The sequence below is a fragment of the Kiloniellales bacterium genome, assembly GCA_030066685.1.
Taxonomy (GTDB): Bacteria; Pseudomonadota; Alphaproteobacteria; order Kiloniellales; family JAKSBE01; genus JAKSBE01.
The window spans coordinates 1-23351 of record JASJBF010000021.1 but is presented as its reverse complement, the minus strand read 5'-3'; the positions used below and the strand labels follow the sequence as shown (position 1 = coordinate 23351).

23 protein-coding genes are annotated in these 23351 nt (G+C 68.8%); 19 read left to right on the top strand and 4 right to left on the bottom strand.

What is annotated here, in order from left to right; all coding sequences use genetic code 11:
* The first annotated feature begins 91 nt into the window (after positions 1-91).
* The 5 genes from QNJ30_13415 (at position 92) to QNJ30_13395 (ending at position 4946) form a co-directional block, all read left to right on the top strand.
* A complete protein-coding gene (locus QNJ30_13415; GenBank protein MDJ0944465.1) occupies positions 92-1105 on the top strand; it encodes an amino acid ABC transporter substrate-binding protein in 1014 nt (337 codons plus the stop codon).
* A gap of 120 nt (positions 1106-1225) precedes the next feature.
* Positions 1226-2416, top strand: coding sequence for an amino acid ABC transporter permease (locus QNJ30_13410; GenBank protein MDJ0944464.1), 1191 nt, complete (start codon positions 1226-1228; stop codon positions 2414-2416).
* Between the two features lie 3 nt (positions 2417-2419).
* Positions 2420-3535, top strand: a complete 1116-nt coding sequence (locus QNJ30_13405) for an amino acid ABC transporter permease (protein MDJ0944463.1) — start codon at positions 2420-2422, stop codon at positions 3533-3535.
* Positions 3536-3584: 49 nt separating this feature from the next.
* The gene (locus tag QNJ30_13400; protein ID MDJ0944462.1) at positions 3585-4367 is read left to right on the top strand and encodes an amino acid ABC transporter ATP-binding protein; all 783 of its coding nucleotides are present in this window, start codon (positions 3585-3587) and stop codon (positions 4365-4367) included.
* Between the two features lie 171 nt (positions 4368-4538).
* Positions 4539-4946 (top strand): septal ring lytic transglycosylase RlpA family protein, encoded by a 408-nt coding sequence (locus QNJ30_13395; protein ID MDJ0944461.1) that lies wholly within the window; start codon positions 4539-4541, stop codon positions 4944-4946.
* Positions 4947-5097: 151 nt separating this feature from the next.
* Here the strand turns inward: QNJ30_13395 and ccmI are convergent, their stop codons facing one another.
* Together ccmI and QNJ30_13385 are read right to left on the bottom strand one after the other, a co-directional pair.
* Positions 5098-6024, bottom strand: coding sequence for a c-type cytochrome biogenesis protein CcmI (gene ccmI / locus QNJ30_13390; protein ID MDJ0944460.1), 927 nt, complete (start codon positions 6022-6024; stop codon positions 5098-5100).
* 162 nt (positions 6025-6186) lie between these two features.
* Positions 6187-7170 (bottom strand): NAD(P)-dependent oxidoreductase, encoded by a 984-nt coding sequence (locus tag QNJ30_13385; GenBank protein ID MDJ0944459.1) that lies wholly within the window; start codon positions 7168-7170, stop codon positions 6187-6189.
* Between the two features lie 347 nt (positions 7171-7517).
* Between QNJ30_13385 and QNJ30_13380 the strand changes: the two genes are divergently transcribed.
* The 7 genes from QNJ30_13380 to QNJ30_13350 are packed head-to-tail and all read left to right on the top strand — an operon-like array spanning position 7518 to position 13419.
* A complete protein-coding gene (locus tag QNJ30_13380) occupies positions 7518-8243 on the top strand; it encodes a 2Fe-2S iron-sulfur cluster-binding protein (GenBank protein ID MDJ0944458.1) in 726 nt (241 codons plus the stop codon).
* Positions 8240-8569 (top strand): succinate dehydrogenase, encoded by a 330-nt coding sequence (locus QNJ30_13375; GenBank protein MDJ0944457.1) that lies wholly within the window; start codon positions 8240-8242, stop codon positions 8567-8569. The genes QNJ30_13380 and QNJ30_13375 overlap by 4 nt, the downstream gene beginning before the upstream one ends.
* Positions 8566-8904 carry a succinate dehydrogenase gene (locus tag QNJ30_13370; protein ID MDJ0944456.1) on the top strand — a complete coding sequence of 113 codons (339 nt, stop codon included), beginning with the start codon at positions 8566-8568 and terminating at the stop codon, positions 8902-8904. The genes QNJ30_13375 and QNJ30_13370 overlap by 4 nt, the downstream gene beginning before the upstream one ends.
* Before the next feature lie 2 nt (positions 8905-8906).
* Positions 8907-10640, top strand: coding sequence for an FAD-binding protein (locus tag QNJ30_13365; GenBank protein ID MDJ0944455.1), 1734 nt, complete (start codon positions 8907-8909; stop codon positions 10638-10640).
* A gap of 4 nt (positions 10641-10644) precedes the next feature.
* Entirely contained in the window at positions 10645-11610 is a 966-nt protein-coding gene (locus QNJ30_13360; protein ID MDJ0944454.1) for a fumarate hydratase, read from the top strand.
* Positions 11571-12251 (top strand): fumarate hydratase C-terminal domain-containing protein, encoded by a 681-nt coding sequence (locus QNJ30_13355; protein ID MDJ0944453.1) that lies wholly within the window; start codon positions 11571-11573, stop codon positions 12249-12251. The genes QNJ30_13360 and QNJ30_13355 overlap by 40 nt, the downstream gene beginning before the upstream one ends.
* Before the next feature lie 49 nt (positions 12252-12300).
* Entirely contained in the window at positions 12301-13419 is a 1119-nt protein-coding gene (locus QNJ30_13350) for a YwqG family protein (GenBank protein ID MDJ0944452.1), read from the top strand.
* Positions 13420-13429: 10 nt separating this feature from the next.
* On the opposite strand, the gene QNJ30_13345 is transcribed toward QNJ30_13350, so the two are convergent.
* Together QNJ30_13345 and QNJ30_13340 are read right to left on the bottom strand one after the other, a co-directional pair.
* Complete coding sequence (locus QNJ30_13345) at positions 13430-14818, bottom strand: MFS transporter (GenBank protein MDJ0944451.1); 1389 nt, start codon at positions 14816-14818, stop codon at positions 13430-13432.
* A gap of 1 nt (position 14819) precedes the next feature.
* Positions 14820-15572 (bottom strand): hypothetical protein, encoded by a 753-nt coding sequence (locus QNJ30_13340; GenBank protein MDJ0944450.1) that lies wholly within the window; start codon positions 15570-15572, stop codon positions 14820-14822.
* Between the two features lie 308 nt (positions 15573-15880).
* Between QNJ30_13340 and QNJ30_13335 the strand changes: the two genes are divergently transcribed.
* The 7 genes from QNJ30_13335 to QNJ30_13305 all read left to right on the top strand — a co-directional run bounded on the left by QNJ30_13335 (position 15881) and on the right by QNJ30_13305 (position 23221).
* Entirely contained in the window at positions 15881-19267 is a 3387-nt protein-coding gene (locus tag QNJ30_13335) for an AAA family ATPase (protein MDJ0944449.1), read from the top strand.
* A gap of 134 nt (positions 19268-19401) precedes the next feature.
* Positions 19402-19722, top strand: coding sequence for a hypothetical protein (locus QNJ30_13330; protein MDJ0944448.1), 321 nt, complete (start codon positions 19402-19404; stop codon positions 19720-19722).
* Between the two features lie 226 nt (positions 19723-19948).
* On the top strand, positions 19949-20407 hold the full coding sequence (locus tag QNJ30_13325) for a hypothetical protein (GenBank protein MDJ0944447.1): 459 nt from the start codon (positions 19949-19951) through the stop codon (positions 20405-20407).
* Positions 20408-20418: 11 nt separating this feature from the next.
* Positions 20419-21012 carry a hypothetical protein gene (locus tag QNJ30_13320; GenBank protein ID MDJ0944446.1) on the top strand — a complete coding sequence of 198 codons (594 nt, stop codon included), beginning with the start codon at positions 20419-20421 and terminating at the stop codon, positions 21010-21012.
* 4 nt (positions 21013-21016) lie between these two features.
* Positions 21017-21697: an SCO family protein gene (locus QNJ30_13315; GenBank protein MDJ0944445.1), complete on the top strand. Its 681-nt coding sequence runs from the start codon at positions 21017-21019 to the stop codon at positions 21695-21697.
* A 7-nt stretch (positions 21698-21704) separates the two neighbouring features.
* Positions 21705-22298: a hypothetical protein gene (locus QNJ30_13310; GenBank protein ID MDJ0944444.1), complete on the top strand. Its 594-nt coding sequence runs from the start codon at positions 21705-21707 to the stop codon at positions 22296-22298.
* 107 nt (positions 22299-22405) lie between these two features.
* Positions 22406-23221: a hypothetical protein gene (locus QNJ30_13305; protein ID MDJ0944443.1), complete on the top strand. Its 816-nt coding sequence runs from the start codon at positions 22406-22408 to the stop codon at positions 23219-23221.
* Positions 23222-23351 lie beyond the last annotated feature (130 nt).

The window sequence follows — 23351 nt, the reverse complement described above, 5'->3', positions numbered from 1 at the left end:
GGGGATGGGCCGACGCGAAGGATCCGGCTCGTCCCCAAGGCGGTGACATCCCGCCGACAAGGATTTCGGTTCAACAGGGAAGGTCAATCTGATGAAATTCGTCAAAGCTCTGTTCGCTGCGGCTGCGGCTGTTGGTCTCTCGACGGCGGCCTCCGCCGGCACTCTCGACGACGTCAGGGGCAAGGGCTTCGTGCAGTGCGGCGTGAGCCAGGGCCTGCCGGGCTTCTCCAACCCGGATACCGCCGGCAACTGGACCGGCCTCGATGTCGACGTGTGCCGCGGCGTGGCTGCCGCGATCTTCGGCGACGCCAACAAGGTCAAGTACACGCCGCTGTCCGCGAAGGAGCGCTTCACCGCCCTGCAGTCGGGCGAGATCGACGTCCTGCCGCGCAACACCACCTGGACCCTGGTCCGCGACACCTCGCTGGGCCTCGATTTCGTCGGGGTCAATTATTACGACGGCCAGGGCTTCATGGTGCGCAGCGACCTCGGCGTGAAGAGCGCCAAGGAGCTGGCCGGCGCGTCCGTCTGCGTCAACATCGGCACCACGACCGAGCTGAACATGGCCGACTTCTTCCGCGCCAACAACATGGACTACAAGCCGGTGGTCTTCGAGAAGGCCGACGAGGTCGTCGCCGCCTACGACGCCGGCCGCTGCGACGTCTACACCACCGACGCCTCCGGCCTGGCGGCCCAGCGGATCAAGCTGAAGGATCCGAATGCCCACGTGATCCTGCCCGAGATCATCTCCAAGGAGCCGCTCGGTCCGGTCGTGCGCCACGGCGACAACGCCTGGGGCGACGTGGTGCGCTGGACCCTGTTCGCGATGGTCGAAGCCGAAGAACTCGGCGTGACCTCGGCCAACGTCGACGAGATGAAGTCGAGCAACAACCCGAACATCAAGCGGCTGTTGGGCGTCGAGGGCGAGATGGGCAAGAGCCTCGGCCTGCCGAACGAGTGGGCCTACAACGTCATCAAGCAGGTCGGCAACTACGGCGAAAGCTTTGACCGCAACGTTGGGCCGAACACGCCGCTCAAGCTCGAGCGCGGCTTGAACGCGCTGTGGAAGGACGGCGGCCTGCAGTACGCGATGCCGGTGCGCTGAGGAACCTCCGCCCAAAGCGGAGCAAGAAACAAGAAACGGGTAGAGCATGTCCGGGCGGGGGCCCGGGCATGCTCGAACCCTTTGGCCAACATGGCACAGCCGTAACAGGGAGGCAGCGCCATGGCCGTTCAGGCCCAAGAGGGGTTACCCCCGGCTAAGCCGGTGATATGGAACGACCCGCGCTTCCGCGCGGTGATCTATCAGGTGCTGGTGCTCGGTGGCGTCATCGCGTTCGGCGCCTATCTCGTCAACAACACCATCGCGAACATGGAGGCCCGCGGAATTTCCTCGGGCTTCGGATTCCTCACCAAGACTGCCGGCTTCGACATCGGCCAGACCCTGATCGATTACAACGCCGAGTCGCCTTATTGGCGGGCGATGGTGGTGTCGATCATCAACACGCTTCTGGTCTCCGCCTTCGGCGTCATCCTGGCGACCATCCTGGGATTCCTGCTCGGAGTCGCGCGGCTCTCGCACAACTGGCTGATCAGCCGGCTGGCGGCGGTCTACATCGAGATCGTCCGCAACGTGCCGCTGCTGCTGCAGATCTTCTTCTGGTACTTCGCGGTGCTGCGCTCGGTGCCGGGTCCGCGCCAGAGCCTCAACGCCTGGGACTCCTTCTTCCTGAACAACCGCGGGCTCTACATGCCGCGGCCGCTGTTCGAATCCGGCTTCTCCCTGGTTGTGATCGGCTTCCTCGTCGCGGTGGTGGGCTCGGTGGTGCTGGCGCGCTGGGCGAAGAAGCGCCAGGTGGCGACCGGCGAGCAGTTCCCCGTCTTCAAGGCAACGCTCGGCATGGTGTTCGGCCTGCCGCTGCTGGCCTTCCTGGTAACCGGCTTCCCGCTGTCCTGGGAGTACGCCGAGCTCAGGGGCTTCAACTTCGTCGGCGGCCTGCGGATCCAGCCCGAGTTCGTCGCCATGCTGGTGGCGCTGTCGATGTACACGGCGGCCTTCATCGGCGAGATCGTGCGCGCCGGGATCCTGGCGGTCAGCCACGGCCAGACCGAGGCCTCCTACGCCCTGGGCCTGCGCCCCGGGCTGACCCTGCGCCTGGTGGTAATCCCCCAGGCCCTGCGGGTCATCGTGCCGCCCCTGACCAGCCAGTACCTGAACCTGACCAAGAACTCCTCCCTGGGCGCCGCGATCGCCTACCCGGAGATCGTCCTGGTCTTCGCCGGCACGGTCCTGATGCAGACCGGCCAGGCGGTCGAGATCATCGGCCTCACCATGGCCTTCTACCTGACGGTCAGCCTGCTGATCTCGCTGTTCATGAACTGGTACAACAAGAAGATCGCATTGGTGGAGCGCTGAGCCATGGCTGACACCACGCAAGACTACACGCCCGGCTCGCACCCCGATCTGCCGCCGCCCGCCTCCGAGGTCGGTCTGATCGGCTGGCTCCGGCACAACCTCTTCGCCACCCCGCTCGACTGGGCGCTGACGATCTTCGCCGTCTACCTGATCTACCTGCTCGTGGTGCCGGCGCTGGACTGGATGATCTTCAGCGCCGACTGGTCGGGCGAGACCCGCGAGGACTGCTCGCGCGAGGGCGCCTGCTGGGTCTTCGCCCGGGTTTGGTCGAAGGTCTTCGTCTACGGGCGCTATCCGGTGGAGGAGCTGTGGCGGGTCAACCTGACCTTCATCATCCAGTTCGTCGGTCTGGCCGCTCTGATGATTCCCGGCGTGCCCTTTAAGAAGTGGACAGGGATCTTCCTCCTGGTGCCCTACCCGATCCTCGCCTTCATCCTGCTCTACGGCGGGGCCTTCGGGTTGGAAGCGGTCGAGACCTCGCGCTGGGGCGGCCTCCTGGTCACCCTGGTGATCGCCGAGGTCGGGATCGTCGCCTCGCTGCCGATCGGCATCGTGCTGGCCCTGGGCCGGCGCTCCAAGATGCCGATCATCCGGGCGATCTGCGTGGCCTTCATCGAGCTCTGGCGCGGCGTACCGCTGATCTCCGTGCTCTTCATGGCCTCGGTGATGTTCCCGCTGTTCATGCCCGAGGGGGTGAACTTCGACAAGCTGCTGCGCGCCCTGATCGGGGTGGCGATGTTCTCGGCCGCCTACATGGCCGAGGTCGTCCGCGGCGGCCTGCAGGCGATTCCCAAGGGCCAGTACGAGGCGGCCCAGGCATTGGGGCTCAGCTATCCCAAGGTGATGGGCTTCATCGTCCTGCCTCAGGCCCTGAAGCTGGTGATCCCGGGCATCGTCAACACCTTCATCGGCCTGTTCAAGGACACCACCCTGGTCTTGATCATCGGCCTCTTCGACCTGCTGGGCGTGGTCCAGCTGGCGGCGACCAACCCGGACTGGCTCGGCTTCGCGGTCGAGGGCTACGTCGTGGCGGGGGTCGGTTTCTGGGTCTTCTGCTTCGGCATGTCGCGCTACTCCATGTACATGGAGCGCAAGCTGGAGACCGGTCACAAGCGCTGAGCGCAGGCCGCTCAGAGACAAAGGCAAGAACGACGGGGAGACGCGGAAAATGTCAGAAGCGGCGCAGGCCAGCCCCTTACAGACCAGCATGTCCGAGGAGATCGCGATCCAGATGATCGAGGTCCACAAGTGGTACGGCGAGTTCCACGTCCTCAAGGACATCAACCTGACGGTGAACCGGGGCGAGCGGATCGTGATCTGCGGTCCCTCCGGCTCCGGCAAGTCGACCTTGATCCGCTGCATCAACCGCCTGGAGGAGCACCAGCGCGGCCAGATTGTCGTAGACGGGGTGGAGCTGACCAACGACGTCAAGCAGATCGACGCGATCCGCAGCGAGGTCGGCATGGTGTTTCAGCACTTCAATCTCTTCCCGCACCTGACCGTGCTGGAGAACTGCACCCTGGCGCCGATCTGGGTCCGCAAGACCCCGAAGGGGGAGGCGGACGAAGCGGCCATGGAAATGCTGACCCGGGTCAAGATCCCCGAGCAGGCGAAGAAGTACCCGGGCCAGCTCTCGGGCGGCCAGCAGCAGCGCGTCGCCATCGCCCGCTCGCTCTGCATGAACCCCAAGATCATGCTCTTCGACGAGCCGACCTCGGCCCTGGACCCGGAGATGATCAAGGAGGTGCTCGACACCATGATCCAGCTGGCCGAGAGCGGCATGACCATGCTCTGCGTGACCCACGAGATGGGCTTCGCCAAGACCGTCGCCGACCGGGTGATCTTCATGGACGAGGGCGAGATCATCGAGCAGAACCGGCCGGACGAGTTCTTCAACAACCCGCAGTCCGACCGCACCAAGCTCTTCCTGAGCCAGATCCTGACCCACTGAGGCGCGCCGGTAACCTTTGCGCAAGGCCGGCCGGGCAGACTGGCCCGGTCGGCAGCGCCCCGGTCCCCCGCAGCCGCGGGCCCGGCCTCCGATTTGCCACACCGAGGGTGCCGGACGGGCGCTATAGTTCCGCCCGACCTGCGGATCCCGCGCAGCCGGAGGAGGGGTGCCTTGCGAAATCCGTTCCTGGCGATCGTCCTGGTTCTGGGCCTGGCCGCCTGCGCCGGCGGGCGCGAGGAGGTGCGCTACGCGCCGGGAGAGGTGCCGGACTACGACCGGGTCGGAGTGGCCTCCTGGTACGGCCCCGGCTTCCAGGGCCGCAAGACCGCGAGCGGCGCGCGCTTCAACATGAACGCCTTGACCGCCGCCCATCCCAGCCTGCCCTTCGGGACCCAGGTCCGGGTGACCCACGTCCGGAACGGGCGCAGCGTGGTGGTGACCATCAACGACCGCGGCCCCTTCGCCCGCGGCCGGATCATCGATCTCTCCAAGGCTGCGGCGAGCCGTCTGGGCATGCTCAAGCAAGGAGTGGCCAAGGTCCGGGTCGAAGCCATCGGCCGGGTCACTCGCAGTTCCTGACCCTCAGACACTCCGGTCGCTCGTGATCGTTCCGGGGTGGCGGCCCAGAGCAGCTTATCTGCGTTCATTCGAACGCAGATAAGCTGCTCCATCTATGTGGAATAGATCGAATTATCTGCGCTCAATTCAGTCCAATTGTGCGCAGTTTGATCTAGCTGTCGCCCAGGCCTTCGACGGGATCGTCGGCCGGCTCGGCCACCGCATCGGCGATGGCCGGAACGGCCTCGGACTCGGTGACGCCGAGCTCCTTGGCCAGGGCGGCGCGCCGGGAATGCAGGTCGGGCAGCCAGGCGGCCGCCGGCGCCGCGTCCTCGATGATGCTGCTCCAGATCGCCAGCGCCTCGATCTTGTTGCCCGCCTGGTGCTGCGCCAGGCCGAGGTAGAAGCGAGCCCGCGGCTCCGCCGAATCCAGGGCCAGCGCGGTCTCGAAGATCCTGAGCGCCTCGGCGGTCACCCTGCCTTCCGCCGCGAGCACGGTCGCTTCGCCGTAGGCCGAGTGGAAGGCCGCCGAGTCCTGCTGCAGGGCCGCGGCCTTGCCGTAGGCCCAGGCGGCGTCCTGGTAGCGGCCAAGGTTGGCGTAGGACCAGCCAAGCTTGCGCCAGCCCGCGACGTCCTCCGGCTTCGCCTGGAGCCGGGCGGCCAGGTGCACGACCAGGGTTTCGACGCTCTCGATGCCGCTCGCGTCCGGGCTTTCCAGGCTCCCGGCCTCGGCCAGGGGCGCCGGCGCTTCGGCATCGCTGAGGGCGAGGGCGGTCCCCAGCGCGATCCCGGGAATCAGGGCCAGGAAGCAGGCACGGCTGGGCCGGGTCAGGCCCCGGGCCGCGCTACCGATCAGGCTCCCCTCGCTGCGGGCGGCGAGCAGCAGGCGGCGCTTGATATCGACCAGGGTGGCCTCGACCTCGGACCCGCTGCTGAGAGTCCAGTCGACCTCCCGCTCGATCTCGCGCAGCCGGTCGCGGAAGGCCCGGTGATCCTCGCGCGCGCCTTCGGCCCGGACCCGGCGTCGGCCGACCAGGATGAGCAGGAGGGCGCTGAGCGCGACGAGCGCGAGGGCGCCAATGCTGAGCCACGAGGTCATCGTCTAAGCGAATCTCGGACTTGGGGTGTCCATATGACCTTCCAAGATATCGCCGTCTCGGCGCTTGTCCTGGAGCAAATCTCGGAACCTCCTGGGACAAAACTGTGTCCCGGCGGCCGGCCCGGCCATTCCGGCCGGGAATCTAGGACGACGGTCCTTGGGTTACGGCGCTTCGCCCCCCGGAGACGCCTCGGCGCCGGTCGGGATCACCTCGCGGCCCGGCGCCTCGGGCTCGTCGTCGGTCATTTCCGGCGGGAAGCCCGGGGCCAGGATCTCGACGCCGCAGGCTTCCTCCAGGCGCCGCACGATGTTCGGCGACCACTCCCGGCCGCCGTAGCGGTCCAGGCCGTCCCGGAAGATCTCGAGCAGCAGCGGGGCGATCTCCAAAGGGACCCCGGCGCGCTCGGCCACGGCCTGGAACAGGCTCATGTCCTTGACCACCAGGTCCATGGTGAAGTTGATGTCCCGGCTGCCGTTGAGGATCACCTGGCTCTCGGTCTCGTGCACGAAGGAGGTGCCGGAGGAGATCCGGATCGCCTCGAAGGTGGTGTTCAGGTCCATGCCGGCCAGCTTCGAGGTGACCAGGGCCTCGCAGAGGGTGACCAGGTTGGCGGTCGCCAGGTAGTTGGTGACCACCTTGAGCACCGAGGCCGAGCCCAGCGGGCCGGTGTGCAGGATCCGCCGGCCCATGGCCTTGAGCGCCGGCAGCGCGGCCTCGAAGGCGGCCCGCTCGCAGCCGGCGAAGATCGAGATGTTGCCGGTTGCCGCGCGGTGGCAGCCGCCCGAGACCGGGCAGTCGATCGGCGCCGCGCCCCTGGCTTCGACCAGGGCGCCGAGGCGCTTGACCTCGGCCTCGTCCGTCGTCGACATCTCGGCCCAGATCTTGCCCGCCGAGAGCCCCGCGAGGACGCCGTCCTCGGCTTCCATCACCGCGGCGGAGGCCGCCGGGCTGGGCAGGCAGGTGATCACCAGGTCGCAGGCCTCGGCCATGGCCTTGGGCGAGTCGCCCCAACGGGCCCCGCGCTCGAGCAACGCGGCCGCCCGATCCCGGTCCAGGTCCCGCAAGGTCAGGTCGAATCCGTTGCGCAGCAGGCTCCCGGCCAGCTTGCCGCCGACGTTGCCGAGCCCGATGAATCCGATCTTCATGGCGCCGTCCTCTCCTCTGGCCCCGCAGGCCGTGGCCGGCCGCGGGACCCTTCAGTGGGCTGAGACTGCCCGTGAAGGCCGCTGAAAAGCAATCATCGCTGTAGACGGAAGCAAAGCTCCGATGCCTTGGCATGGGCGGCCCGCCCGGTGAGTGTCGAGAATCGTTTTTGCTCTCGATCTCGCAGATCTATGCTGTCTCGGCTGAGTTGCGTCCTCCGCTGTCATTGCCGGGCTTGACCCGGCAATCCATGGTGCCGGCGGCGCGATGGATGCCCGGACAAGGTCCGGGCATGACAGAAGAGGGAGCCGGGGGTGGCGTGCCGCTTGGCTTTGAGTGGAGTTGCGGGATGGCGCAGGCGGGCAGGGATCTGACGGTCTCCATCTGGCGCGGCCGGGCCGACGGCGGGTTTCGTGAATACGCCGTGCCGCGGCAGGAGAGCCAGACGGTGCTGGACGTGGTGACCTGGGTGCAGCGGAATCTGGACCCGACCCTGGCCTACCGCTTCGCCTGCCGGGTCGGGATGTGCGGGTCCTGCGCGATGACCGTCAACGGGGCGCCGCGCTGGACCTGTCGCAGCCACGTCGCCAAGGTCGAGGAGGCCGGCCGGCTGGAGATCGCGCCGCTCGGCAACCTGCCGGTGATCAAGGACCTGGTCTGCGACATGACCGCCTTCTTCGAGAAGTGGCAGCAGGCCAAGGGCCGCTTCGCCGGCCGCAAGACGCGCGAGGACGCGATTGAGGTCCTGCCGCCGGACACGCCCGAGCGCCGCGCCGTGGATGCCGGGATCGAGTGCATCAACTGCGGGGTCTGCTACGCCGCCTGCGACACCGTGCGCTGGAACGCCGACTATCTCGGCCCGGCGGCCCTGAACCGGGCCTGGACCCTGGTCAAGGACACGCGGGACGCCGAGACCGGGCTGCGCCTGGACGCCGTCTCCGCGGCCGGCGGCTGCCACGCCTGCCACAGCCACCAGAGCTGCACGGCCTACTGCCCCAAGGCCTTGAACCCCACGGCCTCGATCGCCGGGCTCAAGCGCACGACGGCCCTGCGCGCCCTGCGGGGACGGCCGTGAGCCTGCGGCTCTACCTGGCGCAGCGGATCTCGGCGGCGGTCATGCTGCCGCTGATCCTGGTGCACCTGGGCACCATCCTCTACGCCGTCGACGCTGGCCTGACCGCCGCCGAGATCCTCGCCCGCACCCGGGGCAGCCTCTTCTGGGGCCTGTTCTACGGCCTTTTCGTCGCGGCGGCGTCGGTCCACGCGGCGATCGGGCTGCGCACGGTTCTCGGCGAGTGGACGCTGCTGAAGGGGTGGGCGCTGGACCTCGCAGCCCTGCTCTTCGCCCTAGTCCTGGCCGGCCTGGGCGCGCGGGCGGTCTACGCCGTGGTGCTGGCATGACCGCGCCGCGACGGCAGACGCTCTGGCGTGCCGCGCTGCTGCACCGGCTCTCCGGGCTGGCCCTGGCGGCCTTTCTGCCGCTGCACTTCCTGCTCTTGGGCGAGAGCCTGGCGGGCGAGGCCGGGCTCGACAGGGCCCTGGCCTGGACCGAAAATCCCCTGGTCAAGGCGGCCGAGATGGGCCTCGTCTTCCTGCTGACCGTTCACCTGCTGGGCGGACTCAGGCTGCTGGTGCTGGAAAACTTCGCCTGGCGCGAGGGACAGAAGACCCTGGCCTCGCTCGCCGCGGGCGCCTCGCTTCTGGTCGCCTTCGCGTTTCTTTTCAGGGTATTCTAGGCATGTCTCAAGTCGAGCGCTTAAGAACCGACATCCTGATCCTGGGCAGCGGCGGCGCCGGGCTCTTCGCCGCCCTGCACGCCAAGGCGGCCGCGCCCGCGCTCTCGGTGACCGTCGCCACCAAGGGCCTGCTGGGCAAGTCCGGCTGCACCCGCATGGTCCAGGGCGGCTACAACGTCTCGCTGCACCCCGGCGATTCCGTCGAGCGCCACTTCATGGACACCATCGAGGGCGGCAAGTGGCTGCCGCACCAGGAGCTGGCCTGGACCCTCTGCGCGACCGCGCCGGAGCGGGTCCGCGAGCTGGAGAACGAAATCGGCTGCTTCTTCGATCGCAACCCCGACGGAAGCCTGCACGGCAAGGCCTTCGCCGGGCAGTCCTTCGACCGCACGGTGCACAAGGGGGACCTGACCGGCATCGAGATCATCAACCGCCTGATGGAGCAGGTCTGGGCCCGGCCCATCGCCCGGCTGGAGGAGCACCGCGCCCTGGCCCTGGTGCCCGACCGCGAGGGCTCGGCGCTCTCGGGCGTGCTGATGCTCGACATACGCAGCGGCGCCTTCCGCTTCGTCGAGGCCCAGGCGGTACTGCTGGCGACCGGCGGCGGGCCGACCATGTACCGCTACCACACGCCCTCGGGCGACAAGTCCATGGACGGCCTGGCCATGGCCCTGCGCGCCGGCCTCGCCCTGCGCGACATGGAGATGGTGCAGTTCCACCCCACCGGCCTGCTCGCCGGGCTCGACACCCGCATGACCGGCACCGTGCTGGAGGAGGGCTTGCGCGGCGCTGGCGGCCATCTCCTGAACGGCGCGGGCGAGCGCTTCCTGGAGAGCCATCCCCAGGCCGAGCGGGCAACCCGCGACATCGTCAGCCGCGCCATCACCGAAGAAATGCGCGCCGGCCGCACGACCCGGAACGGCGGCGTCCACCTGCGCATGGCGCACCTCGGGCCGGAGAACGTCCGCAAGCAGTTCAAGGGCATGGTCGAGCGCTGTGCCGACTGCGGTTTCGACCTCGCCGAAGGATCGGTCGAGGTGGTGCCGACGGCGCACTATTTCATGGGCGGCGTGGTCTGCGAGACCGATACCGGCACGGCCTTGCCCGGCCTCTTCGTCGCCGGCGAGGATGCCGGCGGCGTGCACGGTGCCAACCGCCTGGGCGGCAACGGCGTCGCCAACTCCACGGTCTTCGGCGGCGTCGCGGGCGATGTCCTGCCGCGCTGGATCGCGGCCAACCCGGGCCACCGGGCGCCGGATGAGGCGGTGATCGAGGCCGAGGTGGCCCGGGCGCGGCAAGCCTTCGGGCCGGCCCCCGGCGACCTCAACGCCCTGCGCCTGCGCCTGCTCGACCTGATGTGGGACGACGTTGGCGTGATCCGCACGGCCGAGGGCCTGACCCGCGCCATTGCCGGTTTGAAAGCGCTGGAGTCGGAGCTGCTCGGGACCGGCTTGCCCGACATGGATCTGGCCTTCAATCTAACCTGGCAGGACTGGCTCAACCTGCGCAGCCTGATCGAGGTCAGCCGGGTCATGGCCCTGGCGGCCCTGCAGCGACAGGACTCCCGCGGCGCGCACTACCGGGAGGACTTTCCGGCGGCCGGCGACCTCGAGACCTCGCGCTTCACCCTGGTGCGGCAAGTGAGTGGTGAGTTGAAGATCGAGGAAGAAGCCGTTGAATTCACCCGCGTCCGGCCGGGCGAGACCCTGCTGAAGGACGCGGCGGCAGCGGAGTAAAACCATGATTCCCCTCTCGGCGCTGGAGCGCACGGCCGAGGAACTGATGGCCAAGGCCGCGATCGAGATTCCCGAGGACTACCTGGCCGGAATCCGCGCGGCGGCGGTGAGCGAGAGCGGCGAGCTCTCGGCCTTCGTCCTGCGCGCCATGCTGGAGAACTACGAGGCTGCGAAAGAGGACCGCCGCGCCATGTGCGCCGACACAGGGGTGCCGCGCTGGTACGTCAAGATCGGCAACGAGGCGCGCATCGAAGGCGGCCCGGTCGCCCTGGAGGCGGCCCTGCGCCGCGCGACGGCCCGGGCAACGACCGCCGTGCCGCTGCGGCCCAACCGGGTCCATCCGCTCTGGCGGACCGACCACAACAACAACTGCGGGATCAACGCGCCGGAGATCGAGTACAGCTTCCACCCGGAGGCCGACTGGATCGAGCTGACCACGGTCCACAAGGGCGGGCTCTTCGGCAGCGACTACCGCATGCTCTTCCCGGGCGACGGCATCGAGGGCATCAAGCGCTTCTACCTCGACACCCTGATCGCCTTCGGCAAGCGCGGCCTGGCCTGCCAGCCCGCGATCGTCGGTATCGGGCTCGGCGGCTCCAAGGACACCTGCATGGTCCTCGGCAAGCAGGCCGCCTGCCTGCGCATCGTCGGCGACCGCAACCCCGATCCGAAGATCGCCGAGCTGGAAGACGAGCTGAAGGCGCTGGGCAACGGCATCGGCATGGGCGCCATGGGCTTCGTCGGCAGCAACATGGTGGTCGACTGCCACATCGAGGCGGGCTACTGCCACACCGGCGGGATGCCGATGTCGGTGCACATGTTCTGCCTCTCCTCGCGCCGGGCGACGGCGCGGGTTGGGGCCGACGGCCGGGTCGAGGGCCGCAGGGACCCGGGCTGGTTCACCCCTTACATGCGGCGGGAAACGGTGGAATGGACAGCACCGGTGGAAGCCTCAAGACAGTCCGGCTGAAGGCGCCGGTCGCAACGGCCGACCTCAAGGGCCTGGAGATCGGCACCGTGGTCTACCTCGACGGCCGGGTCTTCACCGGCCGCGAGGGCGTCTACAAGAAGGCCATTGCAGAGGGCGCGGGCCTGCCGGCCGACCTGGCCGAGCTGGGCAACGTCAACTTCCACTGCTCGCCGGCCGCGACGGTGCATCCCGACGGCAGCTACGAGATGGGCGCGGTGACCGCCACGGCCTCCTTCCGCTTCACCCAGTGGCTCGACCGCTGGTTCGAGATCTCGGGCTGCAAGGTGATCATCGGCAAGGGCGGCATGTCGCCCCGGGATTACCGGGAGAAGTTCGTGCCCAACGGCGCCGTCTATCTCACGACGGTCGGCTACGGCACCGGCGCCTTGCTCGGCCGCGGCATCAGGAAGATCGTCGCCGCCCACTGGCTGGAGGAGCTCGGCATCGCCCAGGCCCTGTGGGTGCTCGACGTCGAGAATTTCGGCCCCTTCCTGGTCGAGAGCGACCTCCAGGGCAACAGCCTCTTTGAGCGCGAGAACGCCAAGGTCGCCCAAGGCCTCGGCAAGCTCTACGAAGGCACCCGCCCGGCGATCATGAAACGCTACGGCGAAACCGACTCCCGCGAGGACGAGGTGATCTAGCGGCGGATGGCCGTCGAAATCCACAGACATCAATCCTTCGAGAGACCAGGTGTTCAAGTCCGAAGACGAGATTGCTGATTCTTTGCGCGCCGCCGCGCCCAAGGCGTCCGGGGATGCAGGTTCATGGGCGCAGCGGGCCGCCGCCTTCTTCCGTCTCGAGCCGCCTGCCAGGGGATTCCCGGAGGACTTGGCGCGGCGGCTTGCGGCCCTCGCAAGGCCTGGTGTTTGGCTGGAGACGCGAAAGGTCGAAGACGAGGCAGAGATCGCCCTCGGTGCGACCAAGTTCGGCGGGCGTCCGGATCTGCCAGCCGAGACGAGCTGGCCCCTTCGGCCGACCTATGCGGATGCCGAAAAGCGGGTTGCGCGCTACCGGGAGGAATCGGAAGCGCCCGATAGCCGCTGGAGTTGGGCCACGGCCGAGCAATGCCAGACCTTCCGCGACGACTATGCCCAGATGATGAAGGTCGTCGAGGGTCCCTTTCCTCTGCAGTTTCTTTGTCAGATCGACTTCGCGGAAATGTGGTCCAGGGGGCCGCTCGACCCGGACTTCCCGAAGTGGGGTCTGCTTTCGGTCTTCTACGATGTTCTCGAGATGCCTTGGGGGTTCGATCCGGCCGACAGTGCCGGATGGGTCGTTCACTTTCACGACCAAGGTACGGAGGGGCTGGCCCGGCGCGACTTTCCACAGGAGCTTGCCGCACTGGATCGCTATCAGCCGATCGCGCCGTTGTCCTGCCAGGGGCAGGCTTGTCTGATGCCTCTTCCAGTTGGATCCGCGGTCTTCCGGGACCTCGAGCTGACCGACGGGCTCCGCGACCTCTACTACGACTGGTGGTGGGAGGTGATCGACCCCGAGGATGGCGCGGAGTCTCTCTGGAACTTCCACCTCGTCGGCGGCTGGCCGGTACCGATCCAAGGCGACATGCAGACCGAGTGCGCTCTGGTCAGCGCGGGGTACTATTGCGGCAACGCCGACGCCTTTCGCGCTCAGGACGCGGCGGCGGTACGCGCTACGGCCAGCGAGTGGATCCTGATCACTCAAATCGGTTCCGACGACAAGGCCGACATGATGTGGGGGGATTCGGGCAACCTCTATGTCTGGATCCGGCGCGAGGATCTGATCGCGCGACGGTTCGAGGCCGCCCGCGTGGTTCTGCAGTGCAGTTGATATCGAAGAGCTAAGACGCCCGCGGCCAGCGCCAGTGGTGGTCGTCGATGACGAAGTCGTGGGCGTGCTCGACCTCGTCATGGTGGTGCGGATGGCTGTGGGGCTCCGGGCCCTCCCAACCCTCGTGGGCGTGCTGGTGATGCGCGTCGTGCACGTGCAGGTGCGCGTGGTCCTGGGCGGCGTGGCGGTGGCGCAGCCGGGCGGGGTCGCGTCCAGGCCAGAGGCCCCAGGCCAGGGCCGTCGAGACGGCGGCCAACAGTCCCAGCAGGAGGAAGGCGACGGTGAGGCCTTCGGGCCCCCCGAGCCAGCCGGCCAGGGGATAGGCGACCAGCCAGCAGGCGTGGGACAGGGCGAACTGGGCCGAGAAGAGGGCGGGGCGGTCGGCCTCGCGGCAGGAGCGGCGGATCAGGCGGCCGGCCGGGGTCTGCACCAGCGACGCGCCGGCGCCGAGCAGGAACCACAACGGCAGCAGCAGTAGGTAGCCGGGTCCGAGCGCGCCGAGGAGCAGGCCGGCCGCGAGCAGCGCGCCGCCGATGAGCAGGGCCGGCCGATCGGGATGGCGGTCGAGCCAGCGCGGCAGCAGCAGCGCAACGATCATCGAGCCGGCGCCCGAGGCGGCGAAGGCGAGGGCGGTCTCGGTCTCGCCGCCGCCCAGGATCTCGCGCACGTAGACCACGGAGTTCACGATCACCATCGCGCCCGCCAGTGCCACCGACATGTAGAGCGCGAGCAGGGCGCGCAGGCGCGGGGTCGCCAGGAAGGCGCGGCTGCCGAAGCTGACCTCGGCGAGGAAGCCCGCGGCGCGCTCGCGCGGTTTCGGCGCCGGCAGGCCGGCGGAAAGGATCAGTCCGGCGGAGACCAGGAAGGTGAGTGCGTTCAACCCGAAGAGCGCGTCGTAGCTGAGCACCAGGAGCGCGGCCGCCGCGAGGCTTGGGCTGAGCAGGGCCTCGAGGTCGTAGGCCAGGCGCGAGAGCGAAAGCGCGCGGGTGTAGCGCGCCTCCTCGGGCAGCAGGTCGGGGATCGTCGCCTGGAAGCTCGGCGTGAAGCCGGCCGAGCAGGCGTTGATGAGGAAGATCAGCGCGAAGACCTGCCAGACCTCGGTGACGAAGGGCAGGCAGGCGATCAGCCCGGCGCGGGCGAGGTCGAGCGAGACCAGGAGCGCCCGCCGCGGCAGGCGGTGCGCGAGGCCGCCGACGAGCGGGGCGACCAGGACGTAGGCGACCATCTTGAGGGCGAGGGCGGTGCCGAGCACCCGGCCGGCCTGGCCGCCGGCGAGGTCGTAGGCGAGCAACGCCAGCGCGACCGTCGACAGCCCGGTGCCGATCAGGGCCGTGACCTGGGCCGCGAAGAGCCTTCGGAAGTTTGGCTCCGCAAAGGGTGAGAGCCCGGCGCTCGCCATCTCAGGCGAGTTCCCCGGCGAGCAGCAGCAGGCCGAGCGCCGTCACGGCCAGGGCGCCGAAGACCTCGAAGCCGCGCGCGATCCGCAGGATCCGCGCCTGGTGATGCTCGAAGGCGGCCAGGATCCAGCGCCGCGCCAGGATCGCCAGGAGCGCGAAGGCGCTGACCGTCACCACCATGCCCAGCGCCATGGCGACCGATACGACGAGACCCAGGGCGATGGCCCCGGTGCCGACCGCCGCCAGCATCATGATCGTGGTCAGCGGGCAGGGCGACAGGCCCACAACATAGGGCAGCAGGCCGCCGCCCCTGGCGTGGCTCTTGCCGGGCGCGCCGCGCAAGGCCTGGACCAGCAGAAACAGGCCCAGGATGGCGACGCCGGCATAGCTGACCTGGCGCACGAGCGGGAAGTCGGCGGGGCGCAGGCCGAAGGAGACCTCGAGCAGGGTGACCGCCGCGAGCACCAGCAGCACCGCCGAGCCGACGTGGACGGCGATCAGCTTGACGCTCGCCGTCAGGCCCTGGCGCAGCGGCGCCGCCTGACCGACGAAGTAGGCCACCATGACCGACTTGCCGTGACCCGGCCCGATCGCGTGCAGCATCCCGAAGACCAGGGCGACAAGGACCAGGATGGCGGACTGCACGCCGTCGTCGCTGGCGGTCGCGTCCTTGAAGGCGCCACCCAAGGCCTGCTGCACGTCCTTCTGGAGCAGCAGGAGGCTCCGCAGCGGTGTCTGCAGCCAGTCCAGGTCCATCTCGGCTCCGGATCGCCCAGCGCGCCGCGTGGGATCGCAGCCCGCCCGCCAGCACTACAGGCCCCGGTGCAACCTGGCAACGGGATGTCGAGGCGGATGTTCTTCCAGCCATTGCCAAGGATGCGACCGACTTCGCGAAGAAGAAGCGTTAGTACCCTGCTGCGGCAGGCTTTCCTCCCGGACCCCGCTGGACTAGAACCCCTCAGGCGTTGCCAGGGACGGCGGGCCCGGCGCCGCCGACTCAGGGCTCCGACGAAGGGAGCATCGATGCCGCCGGGCGGCGCGGGTGGGACGGCAGGGGAAGACCAGTGGACTATCTCGCAGCGATCCTCATCGGCGTCGCGATGCTGTTGCTCTTCCTCGCCAGGCACGTCGCCGCGCGTCAAAGCGGCAAGGCCGAGGCCACGAAGGCCGCAGAGGGCTCCGCCAAGGCAGAGGACGAGGACGGCGAAGCATCGGCGCCCGGGTCGGAGATCTACGACATCGCGTCCCGCCTGGCCGACTTCTACCGGGCCTCGGCGCATCCCACGGACCTGCTCGAGAGCAACGCCGACTTCGAAGCGGGCGTCCGCCTGCTCTGCGCGCCTGAAATCCCGGTGACCGGCCTCGGGACCTACGTCACCGGCGACAACGCCATCCTGTCCTCGATGGCGCTGGAGGCCATGACCCGGCGTGAGGATGCCGGCGGGCAGCAGGCCCTGGTGCTCGGCTGCATCGGAACCATCGCGGCCTGGCCGCAGTACTTCGCCCTGCGCTACCTGGCCCGGCGGACCCCGAGCACGCGACCGCTGGTCGGCGAGGTCCTGGTCCGCACCGCGGGCTATCTCGACTATCGCTTGTCCCGCGGCTTCATCACGGACTTCTGCGCGGAGCGGATCGAGGCCGGCGAGGCGCCCGGCTTCGACGGCGTCCGGGCCAAGCTCGACGGCGACGACCGCGCGACGCTCGAGCAGTTCCTGGAGAGCCTCGATGCGCCCTTTGCGGCATCACTGCTGGAAAACTACAAGACCTGGCGTGCGCGCCAGGTCGACCAGGGCCTGCTGCGTTCGGCCGGGCAGATCTGGGACGAGGCCGACAGCAGGGCGGCGGCCGGGATCCTGGAGCACGATCAGCTGCGCGATGCCGTCGAACAGCTCGAGGCGGCGCTGCTCGCCGAGCGGCCGCAGTCCTGCCTGATCGTCGGCGAGGCCGGGGTCGGCAAGACCACGATCCTGCGCAAGCTGGCGAGCCGGCTGCACGAGAAGGGCTGGGTGATCTTCACCTCGGGGCACAACGACTTGGTTGCCGGTCAGATCTACATCGGCCAGTTCGAAGAGCGCCTGAAGGAGGTCATCGCCCAGCTCCGCGGCGACCGGCGCGTCGTCTGGTTCATCCCGGAGTTCCACACCCTCGCAGTCTCGGGCCGCCACAAGTACAGCCCGACCGGGGCGCTCGACGCGATCCTGCCACTGATCGACCAGGGCGAGCTGAAGATCGTCGGCGAGACCCAGCCCGCAGCCCTGGAGAGGCTGCTTCAGCAGCAGCCCAAGGCGGTAACCGCGCTGGCGGCGCTACGTGTCCAGCCTCTGCCGCCGGCGGACACGCTGGCGCTCGGGCGGCTCTGGATGGAGCGGGAGGTCGAGGCCGAGGATCCCGAACTGGTGACTCAGGCCTGGGACCTGACCCAACAGTACCTCGGCGACCGGGCGGCGCCCGGCAACCTCCTGGGCCTGCTGGACGCGACCCTGCACCGGCTGCGGGGGGGCTCGGGCGAGGCGCGACCGAGGCTGAGCCTGGACGATGTCCTCGCGACCCTGGCCGGGCAGACTGGCCTGCAGATCGGCCTGCTCGACCACCGCCGCGGCCTCGACCTCGACGGGCTCAAGGACTTCCTGGCCGGCCAGGTCATGGGCCAGGACGAGGCCGTCGACTGCCTCGTCGAACGGGTGGCGATGCTGAAGGCCGGAGTCACCGACCCGACCCGGCCGGTCGGCGTCTTCCTCTTCGCCGGGCCGACCGGCACCGGCAAGACCGAGCTCGCCAAGACTTTGGCCGAATGGCTCTTCGGTGATCCGAGACGGATGATCCGGATGGACATGAGCGAGTTCCAGACCCCGGACAGCCTGGACCGTCTGATCGGCCAGTCGGAGAAGGAGCACAGCCTTTCCCTGGCCGACCAGATCCGGCGCCAGCCCTTCTCCATCCTCCTACTGGACGAGTTCGAAAAGGCCCATCCCAAAGTCTGGGACACCTTTCTTCAGGTCTTTGACGACGCGCGGATCACTGACCGCGATGGCAAGGTCGCCGACTTCCGCCACGCCATCATCATCCTGACCTCGAATCTCGGTGCGCGGATTCCGACCGGCGTCTCGCTGGGCTTCGGTGCCGGCAATCCGGGCTTCGACGTCGGCGAGGTGCGCCGCGCCGTCGGCCGTGAGTTCCGGCGCGAGTTCATCAACCGCCTCGACCGCGTTGTCGTCTTCCGCCCGCTGAGCCGCGAGCTGATGCGCGAGATCCTTCAGAAGGAGCTGGTCACGGCCTTCCAGCGGCGCGGCCTGCGCTACCGCAGCTGGGCCGTGGAGTGGGACGAGACCGCGATCGAGTTCCTCCTGGAGAAGGGCTTTACCCCCGACCTCGGCGCGCGGCCGCTGAAGCGGGCGATCGAACGCTACCTGCTCTCGCCGCTGGCGGTGACCATCGTCCGGCACCAGGCTCCTGAGGGCGACCAGTTCCTCTTCGTCTCGTCCGGCGAGGACCGGCTCGAGGTGACCTTCGTCGATCCCGACGCGCCGGCGCCGGCGCCGGAGGACGAGGGGGATGTGGCCGCCGAGGCGGCGCCGGCCCGACTGAGCCCGCGGGCGATCCTGCTCGACCCCCGAGGCAAGGCCGAGGAGCTCGCCGCCCTGCGCCAGGCCTACGAGTTGCTGGACGCGATCCTGACCTCGGCCGACTGGCAGGCACGTAAGGACACCGCAATGGCGGAGATGGAGCGCCCGGATTTTTGGTCCTTGCCCGAGCGCTTCGCGACTCTCGGCCTGGCCGAATACCTGGACCGCGTGCAGGCCGGCTGCCGCCGCGCCGGCTCATTGCTGCGGCGCCTGGAGGGCAATGCGCCCCGGGGCCAGGTGCCGGCCAACATGGTCGGCGTCCTGGCCCAGAACCTCTTTCTGCTGGACGAGGCCTGCCGCGACATTCTGGAAGCGCGGCCCGCCGAGGCTTTTCTCATGGTCGAGGCCAGCGCAGACGGCACGCAGGACTGGTCGTCGTGTCGGGACTTCGCCGGCAAGCTTGCGGCGATGTACGAGGCCTGGGCCACCGCGCGCCGCATGCGCTTCACCTGCCTGGAATGCCTCGAGGAAGAGAGCAAGCCCGCATTCCGCAAGGTCTATGCGGTCATGGGCTTCGGCGCCCACAGCCTCCTGGCGGGCGAGCACGGGCTTCATCTCTTCGAATGGCCTGCCGAACGCCCGCGCAACTTCGAGCGCGTCGGCGTTCATGTCCGCGTGGCGCCGCAAGCGCTCGGTCCGCCGCCGGAAGACCGCCGTGCGCTCTTGCGCCAGGCGCAGGAGTGCTTGCAGGGGGCGGGCGAGGGCGACTTGACAGTGGTCCGCCGCTACCGCGAGAAGCCGACGCCCCTGGTCCGCGATGCCCGGCGCGACTGGCGCAGTGGCCGCCTCGACCGCGTGCTCGCGGGCAACTTCGACCTCATGGTGTAGCGCTTCGATACTCCATCGCTACGAAGCCTCTATCGGGCTCCGAACAAGACGGTTGTACAACAGCTCGAACTCTTGACCTCCAGTTGTTTGCTCTGCCAAACTTTTTAGACACTAACTCGTCACAGGGGGTGATCGTGAAGAGCGTAAAGGCATTCTGTGCCCTGCTGGTTATGGGTTTTGGCGTCCTGGTGGTGTCGGCAGGGCCCGCTTCCGCGGAAGCCATCATCCGGGCCGTCTATCGTTTCAGCCTGACCGATCCGGACAGCGGCGCGTCCTTCTACGCGAACCGCTTGAGCGTCCGGTCCTGGCCCAAGATGGAGCGCTGCAAGATCGACAGCTCCAAGTCGGGCGGGATGCACACCGATGCGGTCCGGAGCTTCGGCATCATGAACGGCAACGGCAAGCCGCTGGAGGTCAAGATCGATTCCGTCGACTGCGTCCTGATCAGCGAGTAGACGGGACTTCGCAGGTCGTGAACGGCTGAGGCCTCGGCGCTTTGCCGAGGCCTTTTGCTTTGCCGCTGCGGGCAGGCGCGCGCCGTCCCTTGCCGGAGGCCCTTGGCGCCAGGCCGCACACGTCTGCGTGAGCGGCGTGCTTTGCCGGCCCCGTTTCCTTCCGCTGCTTCCGCAAAGTTGCTATCTCTTGACCGGGGCTCGAACCTTATCGAAGAGGAGGCGGGGCATGCGCGGCGTGATCACCGGTCTGCTGCTGGCCATGATGGCACTCCCGGCGGGCGCTGCGGCGGCCGCCACGGGCGAGAGGGTGAAGATCAAGGGCGAGGTCATCGACACCTGGTGCTATTTCTCCGGCGTCATGGGCGGCCCGGACTCCGTGGTCGGCTCGGCGCACCACACTTGTGCGCTGTGGTGCGCGGCCGGCGGGATCCCGGTCGGCGTGCTGGCCGAGGACGGTACGGTCTACATGGTCCTCAAGTACGAGGGCGACGACCACGTCACCGGCGGCGACACCATCCTCGAGGTGCAGTCCAACCTGATAACGGCCGACGGCCTGCTCTACCGGCGCGACGGCATCAACTACCTCGTGGTCGAGAAGGTGACGGCCAACGAAGGCATCGTGAACCTCAGCCACGAGGACTACGACGTCATCCCGCCCTTCGCCATTCCCAAGCCCAAGAAGTAGGGGAGGCCGCCATGAAGCAGCTTATTATGGTCGCCGCCCTGGCGCTGATTGCGGCCTCGGGCCCGGCCCGGGCCGAGGACGAAGGACCTTTCTCCGAGGGCAGCCAGGCCAAGAACTGGAACCTTCTGGGCCAGGAGAAGGCCCGCTTCGAGGCCAAGGTGGTCGACGTCTTCTGCGAGGTCGCCGGCGACTGTCCGGAGAACTGCGGCGACGGCCGCCGCCAGCTTGGCCTGCTGCGCGCGGCGGACGGCGTCCTGGTCCTGGCCAACAAGAACACCCAGCCGGCCTTCACCGGCGCGAACCTCGACCTGCTGCCCTACTGCAACCAGGAGGTCGAGGTCGACGGCCTGCTGGTCGGCCTGGAGGAGTACACCCCGGCCAAGATGTACCAGGTGCAGCTGATCAGGAAGAAGGGCGAGGCCGAGTGGTCCAAGACCAACCGCTGGACCAAGGACTGGGCCGCGGCCAACCCCGAGGCGGCCAAGGTCAAGGGCCCCTGGTTCCGCAAGGACCCGCGGGTCAACGCCCTGATCGAACGCGACGGCTATCTCGGCCTGGGCCTGGAGACCGACGAGGCCTTCAAGAAGTACCTCTTCGAGGAATGAGCCGATGAGGCGCCGCCTTTGCTTGGCGTGGGGCGCTTGTCTCCTCGCCGCCGCGGTCCTGCTGATCGCGGGTCCGGCGGCGGCGCACGACGGGGTCGAGCACGAGACCCCGGAGGAGGCTGCGGCCCACGCCGCTCAGTCGCAGGCGCCAGAGGCGCGGTCGCCGCTGCCGGAGACGCCGGCGCTGCCCTTCCCCATCGAGATCGAGGCTTCCTTCGACCTGGTCGACCAGACCGGAGCCCGGCGCAGCGAGACGGACTTCGCCGGCCGGCCGATGCTGATCTTCTTCGGCTACGCCTCCTGCGAGGCGATCTGCTCGGTCGCCCTGCCGCGGCTAGCCGGTGCCCTCGACATCCTGGGCGATAAGGCGGACGCGCTCCAGCCGATCATGATCACCGTCGATCCAGTCAACGATACGCCCGCGGCCCTGGCCGAGGCCCTGCCGAAGATCCACCCGCGTCTGCTCGGCCTGACCGGGACCGAGGCCGAGCTCGCCGCTGCCCGCGCCGCCTTCCAGGTCGATGCCAAGAAGCTCCACGAGATGGTCGACGGCACGCCGGTCTACAGCCACGGCAGCTTCATCTACCTGCTGGACGGCGACGCCAAGGTGCTGACCGTCCTGCCGCCGATCCTCGGCGAGGACCGCATCGCCGAGCTGATCCTGAAGTACATCCGCGCGTCCTAAGGTCCCGGTGACCTGGCAGGCGGCGACAGAGGATTTCGACGGCGGGCGCGCCCGCAAGGTCACGCTTCTCCGGGCGGGCACCGCCGTGTCCTACGCTGAGGTCGCCGAGAACTGGCGGCGGGACGAGGCCTTCAACGCCTTCTTCTCCGACCTCCTGGCCGCGGCGCCCTTTCCGGCCTTCTTCTGGGAGACGCCGCCGGTGACCGCCTACACCCTCGGGCAGGCTTTCGAATGCGTGCTGATCGACAGCCCGGCCCTGGCCCGTCTCGAGGCCGAGCCGGCGGCCTTCGCGCGTGCCTTCGCCGCCGCGCCGGAGGACGAGGCCGTGACCTTCGAGAACCTCGGCCGCGACGCCTGGCTGGTCGCGCCGCGCCCCCTGCCTGAGGCCGGGGACTACCCGCACCTCGCCGCCTTCCTGCGCACCGCGCCGGCGGGGCAGAAAGCCGCCTTGTGGCGGCAGACCGGGGAGGCCGTGATCCGGCTCCTGTCCGAGCGTCCGCTCTGGGTCAGCACCTCGGGCCTGGGCGTCGCCTGGCTCCACCTCCGCCTGGACACCCGGCCGAAGTACTATGTCTTCCATCCCTACCGCAGCGCCGCCTAGCCCGTGATTCTAACGCTTGCTGCCTTCTCCTCGGTCATGCCCGGAGCGCGTAAGCGCCCCGGCAATGACAGCAGGGGTGACGGCCGACAGAAGAGAGGTCGAGGGAGATGAGAACGGCGATCGTGGCCCTGCTTCTCGTCCTCCTGACCCTCCCCGCGACCGCCCGCGCCGAAGGCGGCTGCGGCGAGGGCGAGCGCTGCGTGGTCTCCGAGGGCTACTACCTGGCCGAGGCACCGGCGGACTGGGACGGCGAGAGCCCGCTGCCGCTGGTGGTCTTCTTCCACGGCTGGAATTCCTCGCCCGAGGGCATGGTTCGCAACCGCGCCCTGGTCGAGGGCATCACCCGGCGCGGCGCGCTCTTCGTCGCGCCCTGGGCGCAGACCGGCTACTGGCGCCAGATCGGCAATGGCCGGGCCGAGGGCGGGCGCGACGAGTTGGCCTACGTCCGCCGGGTGCTGGCCGACCTGGCGCGGCGCTGGCCGCTGGACCGGGCGCGCAGCCTCGCCTCGGGCTTCTCGCGCGGCGCTTCCTTGGTCTGGAACCTGGCCTGCTACGACGGCGCGTTGTTCCGCGCCTACCTGCCCATCGCCGGCGGCTTCTGGCGCAGCAACCCGGAGCGCTGCCCCGGCGGCCCGGTCGACCTGCGCCACATCCACGGCCGCGCCGACAGGGTCGTCGCCCTGGACGAGGTCGGCATCTACAACTCCATGCCCATCCCGGAGGGCATGACGATCCTGCAGGCCCTCAACCGCTGCCCGGCTGGCGCGAGCGCCCAGGAGAGCCACCCTCGCTACGACTGCGAGATCTGGTCTTCCTGCGCCAGCGGCCGCAGCCTCGAGCTCTGCCTCCACCCCGGCGGCCACTCCATCCCCGCGGAGTGGGTCGGCGAGGGCTACGACTGGATGCTGACCCTGGCGGAGTGAGGCGGGCCAGCCCGGCCGTTGCTAGAGCACGATGATATGAGGTTGAACCAACCTCATATCTGAATCGTGCTCTAAACTGTTGAAGTAGAGCGGGATTCAGACATGAAGCCGGATTGGCTTAATGTCATCC

What these genes read in the sequence shown, in the direction of transcription:
- ccmI (MDJ0944460.1), bottom strand. Translation starts at nt 6,024, where the DNA reads ATGACCTCGTGGCTCAGCATTGGCGCCCTCGCGCTCGTCGCGCTCAGC.
- QNJ30_13385 (MDJ0944459.1), bottom strand. Translation starts at nt 7,170, where the DNA reads ATGAAGATCGGATTCATCGGGCTCGGCAACGTCGGCGGCAAGCTGGCC.
- QNJ30_13355 (MDJ0944453.1), top strand. Translation starts at nt 11,571, where the DNA reads ATGGACAGCACCGGTGGAAGCCTCAAGACAGTCCGGCTGAAGGCGCCG.
- QNJ30_13360 (MDJ0944454.1), top strand. Translation starts at nt 10,645, where the DNA reads ATGATTCCCCTCTCGGCGCTGGAGCGCACGGCCGAGGAACTGATGGCC.
- QNJ30_13380 (MDJ0944458.1), top strand. Translation starts at nt 7,518, where the DNA reads ATGGCGCAGGCGGGCAGGGATCTGACGGTCTCCATCTGGCGCGGCCGG.
- QNJ30_13405 (MDJ0944463.1), top strand. Translation starts at nt 2,420, where the DNA reads ATGGCTGACACCACGCAAGACTACACGCCCGGCTCGCACCCCGATCTG.
- QNJ30_13345 (MDJ0944451.1), bottom strand. Translation starts at nt 14,818, where the DNA reads ATGGCGAGCGCCGGGCTCTCACCCTTTGCGGAGCCAAACTTCCGAAGG.
- QNJ30_13340 (MDJ0944450.1), bottom strand. Translation starts at nt 15,572, where the DNA reads ATGGACCTGGACTGGCTGCAGACACCGCTGCGGAGCCTCCTGCTGCTC.
- QNJ30_13410 (MDJ0944464.1), top strand. Translation starts at nt 1,226, where the DNA reads ATGGCCGTTCAGGCCCAAGAGGGGTTACCCCCGGCTAAGCCGGTGATA.
- QNJ30_13305 (MDJ0944443.1), top strand. Translation starts at nt 22,406, where the DNA reads ATGAGAACGGCGATCGTGGCCCTGCTTCTCGTCCTCCTGACCCTCCCC.
- QNJ30_13325 (MDJ0944447.1), top strand. Translation starts at nt 19,949, where the DNA reads ATGCGCGGCGTGATCACCGGTCTGCTGCTGGCCATGATGGCACTCCCG.
- QNJ30_13320 (MDJ0944446.1), top strand. Translation starts at nt 20,419, where the DNA reads ATGAAGCAGCTTATTATGGTCGCCGCCCTGGCGCTGATTGCGGCCTCG.
- QNJ30_13415 (MDJ0944465.1), top strand. Translation starts at nt 92, where the DNA reads ATGAAATTCGTCAAAGCTCTGTTCGCTGCGGCTGCGGCTGTTGGTCTC.
- QNJ30_13315 (MDJ0944445.1), top strand. Translation starts at nt 21,017, where the DNA reads ATGAGGCGCCGCCTTTGCTTGGCGTGGGGCGCTTGTCTCCTCGCCGCC.
- QNJ30_13365 (MDJ0944455.1), top strand. Translation starts at nt 8,907, where the DNA reads ATGTCTCAAGTCGAGCGCTTAAGAACCGACATCCTGATCCTGGGCAGC.
- QNJ30_13400 (MDJ0944462.1), top strand. Translation starts at nt 3,585, where the DNA reads ATGTCAGAAGCGGCGCAGGCCAGCCCCTTACAGACCAGCATGTCCGAG.
- QNJ30_13370 (MDJ0944456.1), top strand. Translation starts at nt 8,566, where the DNA reads ATGACCGCGCCGCGACGGCAGACGCTCTGGCGTGCCGCGCTGCTGCAC.